The sequence below is a fragment of the Hymenobacter elongatus genome (genome assembly GCF_004745955.1).
Lineage (GTDB): Bacteria > Bacteroidota > Bacteroidia > Cytophagales > Hymenobacteraceae > Hymenobacter > Hymenobacter elongatus.
This window is the reverse complement of sequence record NZ_SRLD01000002.1, coordinates 97006-112415: the sequence shown is the minus strand read 5'-3', so window position 1 is coordinate 112415 and position 15410 is coordinate 97006. Positions and strand designations below refer to the sequence as shown.

At 57.8% G+C, this 15410-nt stretch carries 10 protein-coding genes; 6 read left to right on the top strand and 4 right to left on the bottom strand.

From position 1 onward, the window contains the following. Positions 1-225: 225 nt before the first annotated feature. A complete protein-coding gene (locus E5J99_RS01850; protein ID WP_135496013.1) occupies positions 226-2601 on the bottom strand; it encodes an alpha-amylase family glycosyl hydrolase in 2376 nt (791 codons plus the stop codon). A 305-nt stretch (positions 2602-2906) separates the two neighbouring features. On the opposite strand from E5J99_RS01850, the gene E5J99_RS01845 reads away from it, so the two are divergent. Further along, the gene (locus tag E5J99_RS01845; RefSeq protein WP_135496012.1) at positions 2907-3731 is read left to right on the top strand and encodes a murein L,D-transpeptidase catalytic domain family protein; all 825 of its coding nucleotides are present in this window, start codon (positions 2907-2909) and stop codon (positions 3729-3731) included. 81 nt (positions 3732-3812) lie between these two features. Here E5J99_RS01845 and E5J99_RS01840 read toward each other — a convergent pair whose 3' ends face one another. The 3 genes from E5J99_RS01840 to E5J99_RS01830 form a co-directional block, all read right to left on the bottom strand. After that, a complete protein-coding gene (locus E5J99_RS01840; RefSeq protein ID WP_135496011.1) occupies positions 3813-4874 on the bottom strand; it encodes an Ldh family oxidoreductase in 1062 nt (353 codons plus the stop codon). A 174-nt stretch (positions 4875-5048) separates the two neighbouring features. Further along, positions 5049-5999: a Ppx/GppA phosphatase family protein gene (locus E5J99_RS01835; protein ID WP_135496010.1), complete on the bottom strand. Its 951-nt coding sequence runs from the start codon at positions 5997-5999 to the stop codon at positions 5049-5051. A 92-nt stretch (positions 6000-6091) separates the two neighbouring features. Continuing rightward, positions 6092-6979: a class I SAM-dependent methyltransferase gene (locus E5J99_RS01830; protein ID WP_135496009.1), complete on the bottom strand. Its 888-nt coding sequence runs from the start codon at positions 6977-6979 to the stop codon at positions 6092-6094. Positions 6980-7488: 509 nt separating this feature from the next. Between E5J99_RS01830 and dapF the strand changes: the two genes are divergently transcribed. The 5 genes from dapF to secA all read left to right on the top strand — a co-directional run bounded on the left by dapF (position 7489) and on the right by secA (position 15148). Further along, a complete protein-coding gene (dapF, locus tag E5J99_RS01825) occupies positions 7489-8292 on the top strand; it encodes a diaminopimelate epimerase (RefSeq protein WP_135496008.1) in 804 nt (267 codons plus the stop codon). 32 nt (positions 8293-8324) lie between these two features. Beyond that, entirely contained in the window at positions 8325-8873 is a 549-nt protein-coding gene (locus E5J99_RS01820) for a GNAT family N-acetyltransferase (RefSeq protein ID WP_135496007.1), read from the top strand. 172 nt (positions 8874-9045) lie between these two features. Further along, complete coding sequence (locus E5J99_RS01815) at positions 9046-10281, top strand: glycosyltransferase family 1 protein (RefSeq protein WP_135496006.1); 1236 nt, start codon at positions 9046-9048, stop codon at positions 10279-10281. 85 nt (positions 10282-10366) lie between these two features. Further along, positions 10367-11542 carry a UDP-galactopyranose mutase gene (gene glf / locus E5J99_RS01810; RefSeq protein WP_135496005.1) on the top strand — a complete coding sequence of 392 codons (1176 nt, stop codon included), beginning with the start codon at positions 10367-10369 and terminating at the stop codon, positions 11540-11542. A gap of 204 nt (positions 11543-11746) precedes the next feature. Further along, positions 11747-15148, top strand: a complete 3402-nt coding sequence (secA, locus tag E5J99_RS01805) for a preprotein translocase subunit SecA (RefSeq protein ID WP_135496004.1) — start codon at positions 11747-11749, stop codon at positions 15146-15148. Positions 15149-15410 lie beyond the last annotated feature (262 nt).

Sequence of the window (15410 nt, the reverse complement as noted above, 5' to 3'; positions counted from 1 at the left end):
AAAAGCCCCGCCGGTTATCGGCTTGTCCATACCCAAATATTTTTCCGGCTTCCCGGCGGTAATGCCAAGGACCTTTTTGTTAGCTGACCACGCTTGAAAAGCGGTAAACCAGATAGTCAACCGCACAAAAACGCCCTTCCAGCCACATGGCTGGAAGGGCGTTTGAGTTTTGGGTCAGGACAAGCCGGTTATCGGCAGCGCTTTTTTGTGGTCGGCTGCTGAAAATTACTTTAGCACCAGTTTGCGGCTAATGCCAAATTCGGCTACCGTAAGCTGATAGATGCCAGCCGGGAGTTGTTTCTGCGGAGCCAGATGCACCTGGTTGGAGCCGCTGTAGAGCCGGATGCTTTCCTGATGCACGAGGCGGCCCGTCAGGTCGAACAGTCGCACAGTGGCGGGCTGCTCGGCCGTAGTCTGCAGTACAAACTCGATGCGTTCGGCCGTGGTAGGGTTCGGATAAAGCTCCATTTCCGCTTTTGCCGTAGCCGCTGTAGCGGTAGCAGCCGCGGTGGCCAGCACGGCGCGGGCCGTCATCGAGCCCGCCACTACCGTGGGGGCCGTGTACGTAGCTTTCACGAAAGCGCGCTGGGCGGGGTTCGTCGCTACGGCGTTTTTGGCTTTCAGCATAATCCAGCCGGCGGTAGTAGGCGTGTAAGTGCCGGTAAGGTTGCCCGTGCCCGTTTTGCTGCTCACCATCGTGCCAGCGTTGTTATACAGCGCTACAGTCAGGCTGCGGGTCGCATCGGTGGGATAGAGTGCGTAGGTAATGGTCTTGTTGGCTTCCGAATAGATGCGGCCGGCCGTGCGCAGTGCCGTAGAGCTGGCGGGGAGCTGCCCGCCCTGCTTCAGCGAGCGGGCGTCGTTGTCGCCGAGGTCATCGGCCAGTTCCCACTCCTGCGAGGTAGCCATAGCGGCCCGCACGTAGTTGGTCGTGATGCCCACGGGAGCCCACACCGAGTAGCCCCGGCGACCTGCTGCCGCCGTGCCGTTGCAGGGCGGCGTATTGATGACCACCGTCTGGCTGCCGCTCACCGTTACTGTAGTCGTCCCGTTGGCTCCCGAGTAGTCCTTGAGCACCGTGCCCGGCGCGAAGTCACACGACACGGTACTGTTCTGCCAAGTGTTGAAGTTGTCGTTGATGCCAATGAGGGCCTTGGTGCTGCGCTCAATCACGAGGTGGTCGGCGGCCTGCCAGCGCACTTTATAAGCGCCGTCTTTAAAGCGCAGGTTCTGGTGGCACCAGATCAGGTTTTCCAGGTCGCTGCGCACGGGCAGGTCGGTGGTGCTTTTAGGGCTGTGCGAGTAGCGCTTGCCGGTATTGCCCACGTTAAACAGGTCCTCGAAGAAAATCTGGGGCGAGCCATCCACGGCCAGCGCGGCAGCATAGGTTGGCGAAAGGCGCGGATCAAACGGGTCGATGTGGGGCGCTAGCTCCGAGCCGGTATTCCAGCCGGTGTAGTCGCCGGCACCGCTCACCTGGGGCCGGAACGTGTCGTGGTTATTCACGAAAGGCACCGTGCGGTGCACGTATTGCCCGTTAATGAGCACCGTGCGGGTGCCTTGCTGGTAGCCGGGCAAGCTGCCAATGTCGAAGTTGCCCCCACCGCTGACAATGCTATACAAGCCATTGCGCAAAGAGAAGTCGAAGGTGCCCGCGCGGTTTTGCACGTTGCTTACCCATCCATCCATCTGGCCGCTGGAGCCCACCCATTCGCCCACGGCATACATCGTAGCGCCGCCATTGGCCCAGCCCGCATTCGACTGCATATTGTAGAGGAAGTCCTCCATGGCGAAATCGGGGAAATGCTTTACCGCATCAAGCCGGACGCCATCGAAGCCCACTTGTTTCTTGTACCACACCAGCCAGTTGCGGGTGTTGTTGCGCATGTAGTCGGCGCTTTGGGCCGGGTTGAAGGTAGCGTTGGAGCTGGTGCCGTAGGAGCCGTTGTAGTAGCTCACATCGGGGCCGAAGTACACGGCATTCCAGTCGCCGGAAGTGGAGTTGTTGCCGGGGTTAGGGTTGAAATTCTGCCAGTTTTTGGAGAATCGGCCATTACGGGCCAGGTAGTTGGCCGCCGTTTCGTCGGTGGCGGGCTTGGTGTAGCTCACGTACCGGAAGTTCTTGTATTTGCCGGTCGTGAAATCATCCCAGGCCGCCGGGTCCTGCCCGCCCTGGCCCGTGCCCGAGCCGGCATTATCGACGTGGTTGAGCACGATATCCTGCACCACTTCGATGCCGTTGGCGTGCAGAATAGCTACGCCGCGCAGCAATTCATCCTTGGTGCCGAGGCGCGTCGGCAAAAACCCTTTCTGGTACTTATCTCCGAGGTCGTAGTTGTCGAAGGGCGAGTAGCCATTGCCTTGGTTGCCATTTTTGATGGAAGGCGGCATCCAGACCGCGTCGATACCCATTGCTTTGAGGCGTGGGGCTAGATCGGCCATGTAGTTGGCCCAGCCGTTGGGGTAGTTGGTATTCCAATAGTCCCACCAGAAGCCCTGGAGCACTACTTTTTGGGCGCGGGCCGGGTTTCCGGTCAGCAGCAGGAATAGCGAGAGTGCGACCAACAGCCAGCGGCTGGGTCGGAGAGTAGAGTTTTGCATGCGTATTGTGGGAATTGGGTTGGAAAACGGAGCGAATGAAAAACGAATTACTTGCGTAATATTTTTCGATTGTAAGGTAGGAGGTTATAGGAATAAACCAATACCCATTGCTAGATAAAAGATTATGGCTTACTAGCTGCCCGCCAGTGAAGCCCACCCGGGGAATTTATTGAGTATAGATATTGTTAGATATCCTGTGCGCCGATTATGTTCACCATTGGCGTCTCTTTTGCGTATAGTCTTTTATACAAAGCTCCGGCTCTGTTGGGAGACTGTATTTTATTAACCGAAACCTATCCGTATTCATGGAAAAGCCAAGTGTAACCCAGCGTAAGCGACTCAAACTCCGGGCCCGTCGGCTGACGCGCCGGATGCTGCCGTTTGTGGCTTCGCTGTTTATGGCGACGCCGCTGGCCTCGCCCGTGGCAAACTCCACGGCTGCCGGAATGGAAACCAAGATGCCAACGGCTAAGGCTCTGCAAAACGCTTTTTTTAACCAGCGTCTGCACGATCTGTACAGCGACCTGCAGGTAGAGCAGCAAGGCCTGCGCTTCGACGTGTTCGAGAAAGCCGTGACAGGGTATTTCAACCTGAAAAATGACGGCAAGCTCAACGACAAGCAACTGCTAACCGTAGTCGATTTCACGCTTCCGTCCACTGAAAAGCGCCTGTGGGTGCTCGATCTAAACAGCAAGCAGGTTGTGTTCCACACGTTGGTGGCCCATGGTCACAACTCCGGCGAAAACGTGGCCACGAACTTCTCCAACGAGAATGAGTCGAACATGAGCAGCCTGGGATTTTACGTGACGCAGGCCGAATATACCGGCAAGCACGGTCGCTCACTAAAGCTGGAAGGCGTCGATGAAGGCTATAACACCAACGCTCTGATCCGCTCGGTAGTAATGCACGGAGCCGACTACGTGAGTGAGGAGTTCATTCGTCAGAATGGTCGCCTGGGCCGTAGCTTGGGCTGCCCGGCCCTGCCGATGGACATGCACGAGCAGATCATCGAGACGGTTGGTAACGGTACCTGCCTGTTCCTGAACGGCAACGACACTTCCTACTCTTCCAAGTATCTGAATGAGGATGTGGCGATGAGCAGCCTCCTCGGTCCCAACCAAATGATATAAGCTTTTTTTAAGCTCGGTTCTTCACAAGAAAGCCCCACTGCGTTATGCAGTGGGGCTTTTCTGGCTTTATACGGCAAGTGATTATAACACTACGCCAAACTTTTTGCCTACGGTTTCCAGATCCTGTATCACGGCGTCGAGCAGCGGGATACCGCCTAGCAAGCGCTGTTGGGCCATGATACGCTCCGGGTCGCCGGGAATAATAACCTGACGGCCCTCCACGGCTTTGGCATTGCGGAACGTGCTGATCCAGTTATCCATGTGCGCTTTAAACTCCGCTGCGGGCCGGAAAGCATCGACGCGCATGGCACCGAAAAAGTGGCCGATGCCCTGACCTACCGGGTCGGCGGGCGGCTGCAGAAAAGCCACAAAAGGCGGCACCCACGGCCCATAGTTGGCCCCCGACAGCACCGCCGAGAAAATATCCACAACGCTGCCCAGGCAGTAGCCTTTGTGCGAGCCGGTGTCGCCGCCCAGGGGGAGTAGGGCGCCGCCGTTTTTCACCGCGTTGGCGTCGGTCGAGCCGGAGCCATCGGCATTCTGCACCCAGCCTTCGGGCACGGGCAGCTGTTTGCGCTGCGCGATTTCCAGCTTGCCGTTGGCGGCGGTGGTAGTAGCGAAGTCGGCCACGAAATCGGGCTGCTCACCGGCCGGAATAGCCACCGCAATGGGATTGGTGCCCAGCAGCCGGTCGAGGGAATACGTAGGGGCCACTAGCGGGCTGGCATTGGTCATGGCCATTCCAATCATATCGTGGGCCAGGGCCTTCATGGCGTGGTAGCCGGCGATACCGAAGTGGTTGGAGTTCTTCACCGAAACCCAACCGGTACCGGCCACGCGGGCCTTCTCCAGCGCTATGTTCATCGCCTTGGGAGCCACCACCAGGCCCAGGCCTCCATCGCCATCGACCACGGCGGTGCTGGGCGTTTCATACACCACGCCTACTCTGGGCGTAGTATTGATGCGCCCGGCTTCCCAGAGGCGCACATAGCCAATAAGCCGCGCCACACCGTGCGAATCGATACCACGCAAGTCTGCCGAGAGTAGGGCTTCGGTGGCCAGAGTTGCATCTTCGGGGGGGCAGCCGATGCTGAGGAAAACGGACTCCGTGAAGGTGAAAAGCTGGTTGTAGGGAAAGGTCATTGGGGAAGAGGGGAAGGTAGGAGGCAGAACGTCCTGTCGAGCCGTAGCGAGATATCTCGCGTGCTGAAGCTGCAATGCCAGTGACTACGGTTGAGCTACCAGGAATTAGCAGTGCACGCGAGATGTCTCGCTACGGCTCGACAGGACGTTCTGTTGGCGCGTTGTTTTTAGCACTTACTGCGTCAGCATTTCCTGCAGCAGGCCTTCCTTGAGGGCATACGCCGAGGCGCGGATGTGCAGGAAGTCGTAGGTCTTGAGCACGAAGTCAATCAGCACGCAGGCCACTACAATCATGTCGGCGCGCATAGGTGTCATGCCGGGCATGGCCAGGCGCTGGTCGTGGGTGCTGTGCAGCAGATCGTGGTAGCTGCGGTAGAAGCTGTCGAGCGAAATCGGGGTTTCCGGGGGCGGGTTTGTGCCGCGTGGCTGCCCGTCGCGGGCCGCTTGCAGGTCGCCAAGCGTATCGAAGGTGCCGGACGCGCCCACCAGAGCCGACGGGCGGAAGTGCTGCACGGCGGCCGTGAGGGCCGTGAGCTGGGTGGTGAGGTAGTCGCGCAGGTCGCGCACGTCGTCGGTCGTGAGCGGGTCGTGCTTGAAGAACTGGTCGAGCAGGCGCTGGGCCCCGATTTCGAAGCTCTGCTTCCAGAAAATCGTCTCCTGGTTGGCCACGATAAACTCTACGCTGCCTCCCCCGATATCCATGAGCAAGTGCGGCTCGGTACCCAGTGGCACGGCCTGGCGCACGCCCTGGCAAATCAACTCTGCCTCGCGGGCACCGGGAATAATTTCGACCCGAATGCCGGTCTGCTCGAATATGTCGCGCACCAGCGCCTGCCCATTGCTAGCATTGCGTACGGCACTGGTGGCTGTAGCGCGTACTTCCGTTACTTGGTGCAGCTCAATTTCCTCCTGAAAAGCGGCCAGCGTGTGTAGCGCCCGGGCGTAGGCTTCGGTCGCAATTTCGCCCTTGCTGATGCCGTCTTCGCCCAGCCGCACGCCTACTTTGGTCCGCAGCAACACCACGGGCTCTGGGTGGCGGGCCTCGGGCAGCTCTACGATCATCAAATGAAACGTATTGGTGCCCATATCAATCAGGGCCAGGCGTCGGTGTCTTGTCGTAATCATTCGGGCAAGGCAATAGGCGGTAGTAGAGCTGGCGCTACGTGGTGGCGCGGGCGCAGGACAATGTACGTAGCCTCCAACTAAGGAAGCAGGATTTAGTTTCCGGTGCTGAAGCGGCAAAACGTGCCCAGCGGCAGCTTACGCTGGCTCTGGTCGTGGAGGTATATTTCCCCGATTTCGCGCTGCCCCTGCGTTTTGGGGAAAATCCCCGTCACCAGATTATCCAGAATCAGAGCCGAAAAGCCCAGGGAATACAAGTTGATAAGAAAGAAGTGGTCTGCAGGGTCGAGTAGCTGCTGGCAAAGTTTCATCAACTCGTTCAGCTCGTCTTCCAGCTGCCATTTTTCGCCGTTGGGGCCCCGGCCGTAGGCGGGAGGGTCCAGAATGAGACCCTGGTATTTGCTGCCGCGCTTCACCTCGCGCTTCACGTATTTCATGGCGTCTTCCACCAGCCAGCGCACGCCATCGAGGCCCGAGGCTTCCATGTTGTCGCGGGCCCAGAAATTGACCTGCTTCACCGAGTCGAGGTGAGTGACATCGGCCCCGCCGGCGCGGGCGGCCAGCGTGGCGGCCCCGGTGTAGGCAAACATATTCAGCACCCGTGGCACCGCGGCCCGGCGCTTTTTGGTTTGCTCGTAAATAAACTGCCAGTTGGGGTCTTGCTCCGGAAACAGGCCCACGTGCTTGAACGACGATAAACCCAGCCGAAACCGCAGCTTCAGGTCCTCCTGGCCGTAGTTGATGATCCACTGCTCGGGTGTGCCGGGCTTTATTTTCCATTGCCCGCGCTCCTGGCTGCCTTTTTCGCGGGTGAACGTGGCATCAGCCCGCTGCCACTCACTGGCCGGCAGGTGCGGGTCCCAGATGGCCTGGGGCTCGGGCCGCGCCAGAACATGCTTGCCAAATCGCTCGAGTTTCTCGAAGTTGCCCGAGTCGATGAGCTCGTAATCAGGCCAGTTGCCGGTGGTCAGAAAAGAATACATACAGATCAGCTAAAAAGCCGCGCAGCGGCTCGCCAAAGGTAGGGCATCCGCACGGAACGGCGCTCCTGCTGTGGCAACGCCAAAAGGGGAAGCGGCACGAAATGCTCGCCCACTATACCCAACCCCTCCTTTCCTACTGCCCTGCTATGAATGAAGCCCAACGAACCCAGAACTGCCTCGCCCGCGTCTTCATGTCGCCAGCTGGCCTTTGCTGCCCGTAACTCTCTGTGAAAATGAGTGGCACCAAACGCTACGGCAGCAGTGTTTGGCGTATGAGCAGCCGTTCCGGAATCTGGCGTTGCTGACCGATGACGACCACGTCAGCTGTTGTGCGGGGAGCCGCTTACCGAACCGGATGATGCCACCACGCTGCATGGGCTGTTGTGCGGTGTAGCACGACACAACTTGTACCACGCCGGCCAGATTGCCTTATTGCGTAAAGTTCCGGGCGGGTACCGCCACCCCCGCCTGCCTTCCGATCCGTCCATTCCTACCATCTTTGCAACATCATGACCCCGACCACGCTTACTTTTCATAAATACCAGGGCACCGGCAACGACTTCGTGATGCTGGATGACCGCAACCGGCAGTTCGACGAGCACGACAGTCGCCTCGTGCGCCACCTCTGCGACCGGCACCTGGGCATCGGGGCCGATGGCCTGATTTTGCTGCGCAGCCACCCTGAGTACGACTTCGAGATGGTGTATTTCAACGCCGATGGCTTTTTGGGCTCCATGTGCGGCAATGGTAGCCGTTGCACGGTGGCCTTTGCGCACTATCTGGGCGTGATACAGGAGAAAGCTACTTTCCAGGCCACCGACGGACTACACGAGGCCCACATCGACGCCGATGGGCTCGTGCATCTGCGGATGCAGGACGTGCACGGGCAGCAGGACGTGGAAGGACACGGCGTGTTTCTGGATACCGGCTCGCCTCACCTGATTCGGTTTATGCCGACCAGCTCACTGGTCGATTTGAACGTGTTTGCCGAAGGCCGCGCTATTCGCTACAGTGAGCTGTTTCGGGACAAAGGCACTAATGTCAACTTCGTGGAAACGCCCGTCGCGGCCGACCAGCCCTGGCAGGTGCGTACCTACGAGCGCGGCGTGGAAGACGAAACCATGTCGTGCGGCACGGGCGTCACGGCAGTGGCCCTGGCGGCCTCGCGGCGCGGCGCGGTGAGTCCGGTGCACCTGCGCACCCGGGGTGGCGACTTACGGGTATCCTTCGACGCCCGGCCCGATGGCTCCTTCACGAGCGTGTACCTCACTGGCCCGGCCGTGCGCGTATTCGGCGGGGCTATTGCCCTATAGGATACAAGCTCACGTTTTACACACTCAGAGGAATGCCGCAAGCCGCAAGCCTGACGCTGCGGGCGTTGGAAGAGTCGGATCTGGAGTTTCTGTACGCCCTGGAAAATGACCCTGCTATCTGGGGCGTTTCCGATACGCTGGCTCCCGTTTCGCGCCACACGCTGCGCCGGTATCTGGAGCAGGCCGGAGCCGATTTTTATGAGGTGCGGCAGTTGCGCCTGGTCATCTGTGCTTCGGCTGGCATGCCGGTTGGCACGTTGGACTTGTTCGACTTTGACCCCTTGCACCAGCGGGCGGGCGTAGGCATCACCATTCTGGCGGCGGCGCGTCGAAAAGGCTACGCCCGCGCCGCTTTGACGTTGGTAGAGGTATACGCGCGCCAAACGCTGCGGCTGCACCAATTGTACTGTACCGTGGCTGTCCCCAATAAGGCCAGCTTGCGGCTGTTTCGGCAGGCCGGCTTTCGGCGGGTAGGTATTCGCCACGAGTGGCTGCGTATGGCCTCGGGGTGGCAAGATGCCGTGGAGATGCAGTGCTTACTGCGCCACGCTCCATTAAGCGGCGAAATGACTGATCAATAGTAGCCAAGCAGCCAGGGCGCTAGTGTTGAGCTTGGGTTTTTGCCCGGTCAGACCGCCGCACCGTCGGCTGTATCCTTTTTTGGGGGCGCTGCGTAAAAGATAGACGCTGCGGAAATCAGGATTGTGCCGAACAATTTTCCGCCGTCAAATCTACCTTCCTAGCTTCTTTTCTATGCCGCTCTCTACTCCGGCGGAGGCCTCCCTGCGCGCTTCCGCCATTACCACAACCTCCTCTGCCGCCGCCGCTGAAACCAGTCTTTCCCGCTCTACCTTCACGTACTCGTTGCCTGATTTCGTCTGCTTTGCTCACCTGCACTGGGACTTTGTGTGGCAGCGTCCGCAGCACTTACTGTCGCGCTTCGCGCAGTATGGCCGCGTATTTTACGTCGAGGAGCCCTTTGTTCACCACGACCAGCTAGACCCCGGGTTTGCGCACATTGAGGTAAAGGAACGTCAGAATGGGCTTAAAGTAGTAGTGGCCCATTTGCCTGCTGGCCTTTCGGAAACGCAGAGTGACGACATGCAGGCTGCGCTACTCACGCGGTACTTTGCCGAGAATACTATCAACAAATACGTTTTCTGGTACTATACCCCGATGGCACTGAGCAAGTCGCGCCACCTGCAGCCGATACTGACTGTATATGACTGCATGGACGAGCTGGCGGCTTTTAAGTTTGCGCCGCCCAAGCTGCGTGAGCTGGAGCAGGAACTGTTTCGCAAAGCTCACCTCGTGTACACGGGCGGCCAGAGTTTGTACGAAGCCAAGAGTTTGCAGCACGCCGAGGCGCATTCTTTTCCCAGCAGCATCGATAAAGACCATTTTGGCCAGGCCCGTACTGCCCTGCCCGAGCCTGTCGACCAGGCGAGCATAGCCCACCCACGGGTTGGGTTCTTTGGGGTGGTCGATGAGAGACTGGATATAGATTTATTAGGACAATTAGCGGAGGCTCATCCGGAGTGGCAATTCGTCATTATTGGCCCCGTAGTCAAGATTGATGCTGCTGTATTGCCCCGTTCAGCCAACATTCATTATCTGGGTGGTAAGAGCTATCAGGAACTGCCTGCGTATTTGCGGGGTTGGGATGTAGCGACGCTGCTTTTCGCCGACAACGAAAGCACGAAGTTTATCTCACCCACCAAGACGCCCGAATATCTCGCGGCCGGTAAACCAGTGGTGAGTACTCCCATCCGCGACGTGGTGCGCCCGTACGGCGAGCTGAATCTGGTACAGATAGCCGCTACCGCCGATGAGTTCGGGCAGGCTATTGCCACAGCGCTCCACCAAAAAGAGGATGCCGACTGGCAAACCCGCACCGACGATTACTTGGCCACCATTTCCTGGGACCTTACCTGGCAGCGCATGGTAGAGCTTATGCAGGCTAAGCTGCAGCAGAAACCACCAGCTTAAGCCAACTGAGAATCAGCCGCGTCCGTATTGTCCTTACCTATTCTTTCCCTCACTGCCCATTTCAGCCACCAAGACACACAACGCTATGTTTGACTATCTCATCGTTGGGGCCGGGTTTGCCGGCAGTGTGCTAGCCGAGCGGCTGGCTACGCGCTCGAACAAAAAAGTGCTTATCCTGGATAAGCGCAACCATATTGCCGGCAATGCTTACGACCATTACAACGAGGATGGCATTCTGGTCCACAAATACGGTCCGCATATTTTCCATACCAACGCCAAAGACGTATTCGAGTATCTGTCTAATTTCACCGACTGGCGTCCGTACGAGCACCGCGTACTGGCGTCCGTCGATGGGCAGTTGGTGCCGATGCCCATCAATCTCGACACCATCAACAAGCTCTACGGACTGAGTCTGAATAGCTTCGAGGTAGAGCAGTTTCTGGAATCTTTGGCTGAGCAGGTGCCTGTCATCAAAACGTCGGAAGATGTGGTGGTGAGCAAGGTAGGCCGCGAACTGTACGAGAAGTTCTTTCGCAACTACACCCGCAAGCAGTGGGGTATGGACCCTTCGGAGCTGGATAAGTCGGTGACGAGCCGTGTGCCGACCCGCACCAACCGCGACGACCGCTACTTCACCGATACCTACCAGGCGATGCCGCTGCACGGCTACACCCGCATGTTTGAGCGCATGCTGGACCATCCCAACATCAGCATCATGCTGAACACGGACTATCATGACGTGATTGATTTTATCCCGTTCAAGGAAATCATATTCACGGGCCCGGTTGATGAGTATTTCGACTTCAAATTCGGTAAACTGCCTTACCGCTCGCTCGAGTTCAAGCACGAGACGCTGAACGTGGAGAAATTCCTGTCTGCGCCGGTCGTAAACTACCCCAATGAACACCTCTATACCCGTATTACGGAGTTCAAGGCTCTCACGGGCCAGCAGCATCCCAAAACGAGCGTGGTATATGAATATCCCAAGGCAGAAGGGGACCCGTACTACCCAATTCCCCGGCTCGAAAACGCGGATCTGTACAACAAATACAAGAAGCTGGCCGATGAGACGCCAAACGTTCACTTCGTAGGTCGTCTGGCTACTTATAAGTATTACAACATGGACCAGGTAGTGGCCCAGGCGTTGACGCTCTACAAGAAACTCACCGATAAAGCCGAGAAAGTAGCCGCCACGCCTTCCATCACCGGCTCCACGTCGATTATGGATAAGCTGGTGCCTCGCGACCCGGCCAAAGAGTAGGCAAAGTGGGAAGTGAGGGCTGTCTTGTGTCTTTTTCTCCCCTTCCTGCCAGCCTGCCAACATTGCACTTTTCAAAACCCCGCACACTCTTTGAGGTGCGGGGTTTTGTCGTTTTAAGGTCGTAGCGACGATATGGCCGGGAATTTCCCAAAAAACGCCGTAAATTTGAGGTACGCCCCGGCGTTTCAGTTTAAAACTAACAGCATGTTTGATTTTTTAGGGAAGACCGTCGCCAAGATTTTCGGAACCAAATCGGACCGGGACTTGAAGGAGCTTATCCCATACGTGGCACTCGTGAGTGCCGAATATGCCAAACTGGCACAGCTATCTGACGACCAGCTCCGGCAGCGCACCGATGAGGTGCGTAGCCGTATCGACGAGCGCCTGAAAGGAATCGACGACCAGATAGCCGCCCTGCACCAGCGCATCAACGACGACCCGAGCCTTGACATCACGCAGAAAGAGCAAGTTTTCGACCAGATCGACGCGCTGGAAAAGCAGCGCAACAAAGATCTGGAAGTGGTGCTGCTGGAAGTGCTGCCCGCTGCATTTGCCATCGTCAAAGACACGGCGCGCCGCTATAAGGAAAATGGTCAGCTGGTAGTAACCGCTACCGATTTTGACCGTGAGATTGCCACCCGCAAAGGCAACGTCACCATTACCGGCGAGCAGGCTGTCTGGTCGAACAAGTGGCTGGCCGGCGGGGCCGAAATTACCTGGGATATGGTGCACTACGATGTCCAGATCATTGGTGGCGCGGCGCTGCACCAGGGTAAAATTTCGGAAATGGCCACGGGCGAGGGTAAAACCCTGGTTTCGACGCTGCCCTCCTTCCTCAATGCCCTGGCGCGCCGGGGTGTGCACGTGGTGACGGTGAACGACTACCTGGCCAAGCGTGACTCCGAGTGGAATGCGCCGCTGTTCGAATTTCACGGTATCACTGTGGACTGCATCGATAAGCACCAGCCGAACACTGATGCCCGCCGCCAGGCCTACGCGGCCGACATCACCTACGGCACCAACAACGAATTTGGCTTCGACTACCTGCGCGACAACATGGCGCGCGAAACCCAGGAGCTGGTGCAGCGCAAGCATCACTACGCCATGGTCGACGAAGTGGACTCCGTGCTGATTGACGACGCCCGGACCCCGCTCATCATCAGCGGACCGGTGCCACGCGGCGACGTGCATGAGTTCTATCAGCTGAAGCCCCGGATTCAGCTGCTGGTAGATGCGCAGCGCAAGCTCGTGCAAGACTACTTAGTTCAGGCCCGTAAGCTGATCAAGGAAGGCAAGGAAGGCGTGAAGGAAGGCGAAGGCGGGTTGATGCTGTTTCGGGCCTACCGGGGCCTGCCCAAGAGCAAGCCGTTGATTAAGTTTCTGTCGGAAACCGGCATGCGCGCCATTTTGCAGAAGGTGGAAAACCATTTCCTGCAGGACAATTCCCGCATGATGCCCGAGGCCGACCTGCCGCTGTTCTTCACCATCGACGAGAAGAACAACCAGATTGAGCTGACCGAGAAAGGCATTGACCTGATTACGGCCCAGGGCGAAGACCCGCACCTGTTCATCATGCCCGATATTGGGATGGAAATTGCGGCCATCGAGAAAAACGTAGCCATCAACAACGAAGACAAGCTGCACCAAAAAGAGCAGCTCATGTCGGACTACAACGAGAAGAGTGAGCGGGTGCATACCGTAAATCAGCTCCTGAAGGCCTACACGCTGTTTGAGAAAGATGATCAGTACATCCTGACCGAGGATGGCAAGGTGAAAATCGTGGATGAGCAGACCGGCCGCGTGATGGAAGGTCGGCGCTACTCCGATGGTTTGCACCAAGCTATTGAGGCCAAGGAAAATGTGCGCGTGGAAGACGCCACCCAGACCTACGCCACCGTTACGCTCCAGAACTATTTCCGCATGTACCACAAGCTTTCGGGCATGACGGGCACGGCCGAAACAGAAGCCGGGGAGTTCTGGGAAATCTACAAGCTCGATGTGGTCGTGATTCCGACCAACCGCGGCATCTCCCGCAAAGACGAGCACGATAAGGTATACAAGACGGTGCGCGAGAAGTACAACGCCGTAGCCGACGAAATTCAGACGCTGGTACAGGCCGGCCGGCCGGTGCTGGTGGGTACCACTTCGGTGGAAATCTCGGAGCTGGTGAGCCGCATGCTTAAGTTCAAGGGCATTCCGCACCAGGTGTTGAACGCCAAGCAGAACCAGCGCGAAGCCGAAATCGTGGCCGCTGCCGGCTACCCCGGCACGGTGACTATTGCCACCAACATGGCTGGTCGTGGTACGGATATTAAGCTGCGCGAAACGTCGAAAGAGTCGGGTGGTCTGGCCATCATCGGCACGGAGCGCCACGAAAGCCGCCGCGTTGACCGGCAGCTGCGGGGCCGCGCCGGCCGCCAGGGCGACCCGGGCTCCTCGCAGTTCTTCGTGAGCCTGGAAGACAACCTGATGCGTCTGTTCGGCTCCGACCGGATTGCCAAGCTCATGGACCGCATGGGTCTGGAGGAAGGCGAGGTGATTCAGCACTCCATGATTACGAGCAGCATTGAGCGGGCGCAGAAGAAAGTGGAAGAGAACAACTTCGGCACCCGTAAGCGCCTGCTGGAGTACGACGACGTGATGAACGCCCAGCGCGAGGTGGTGTATAAGCGCCGCCGCAATGCCCTGTTTGGCGAGCGGCTGGAGCTGGACATCTGGAATATGATTTATGATGTGTGCGAAGATGTAGCCGCCATCCATAAGGTGTCAAACGACTTCGAAGACTTCAAGCTGGCCATCATCCGGGTATTCGGCTACGATACGCACCTGACGCCCCAGGAGCTGAGCGGCCTGCAACTGCCGGCCCTCACCCAGAAGCTGTACGACGAGGCCCTGGGTTATTACCAGAGCAAAAACGACCACATTGCCGGCAACACCCTGCCGCTGGTAAACGACTTGCTGAGCCAGAACGCGCCCTACGAGAATATCGCCATTCCCTTCACCGATGGTCGCAAGCAAGTGACGGCCGTGGCCAACCTGCGAAAAGCCCAACAGAACGGCGGCCACGAAGCCATCCGGGGTATGGAAAAGGTGGTGGTGCTGTCTATCATCGACGAGGCCTGGACCAAGCACCTGCGCGCCATGGACGACCTGAAACAGGTGGTGCAGAACGCCGTGTACGAGCAGAAAGACCCCTTGCTGGTCTACAAGTTCGAGTCGTTTGAGCTCTTCAAGCAGATGATTGGCAAAGTGAACGAGGAAACGGTGTCGTTCCTGTTCAAGGCTGATGTGCCGATGAGCCAGCAGGCCGGGCACGCCGACGAGGTAGAGTATTTCGTGGAAGACGACTTGCCCGCCCCGGCTCCCGCGCCCAAGCTGAAGGCGCAGAAAGAAGTTTCGTCGGTTTCGCTTGGGGCCGGCCCCGAAGACATGGGTCCCGAGCCCATGCCGGTACTGGAAAAGCAGGTGCCCGCCCGCAGCCAAAAAGTGGCCAACCGCAACGAGAAGGTGAGCGTGCAGTATATGGACGGCCGCATCGTGCGCGACGTGAAGTACAAGAGCGTGGAAGAAGACGTGCTCAACGAGCGGTGCGTACTAATTGATTAAGCCTATATGAAACGTAAAAAGGCCGGTAAATTCATTCGTGGTTACCGGCCTTTTTTATGCATCTTAATTTTGGGTTTCGCTTTTTATACAATCAGATAATACACTGCATTGCTATGAAAAACATCTATTCATGTTTTCCCGCTTCCCTTCTGATTTTGGTCCTGTTACTGCTTTGCCCCGTGGCTGTGCAGGGCCAAGCTCCGGCTTAGCAAGCCGTTGTTACGCCCACGCAGGCTTACAGCCAGAATAATACTTTTGTAAG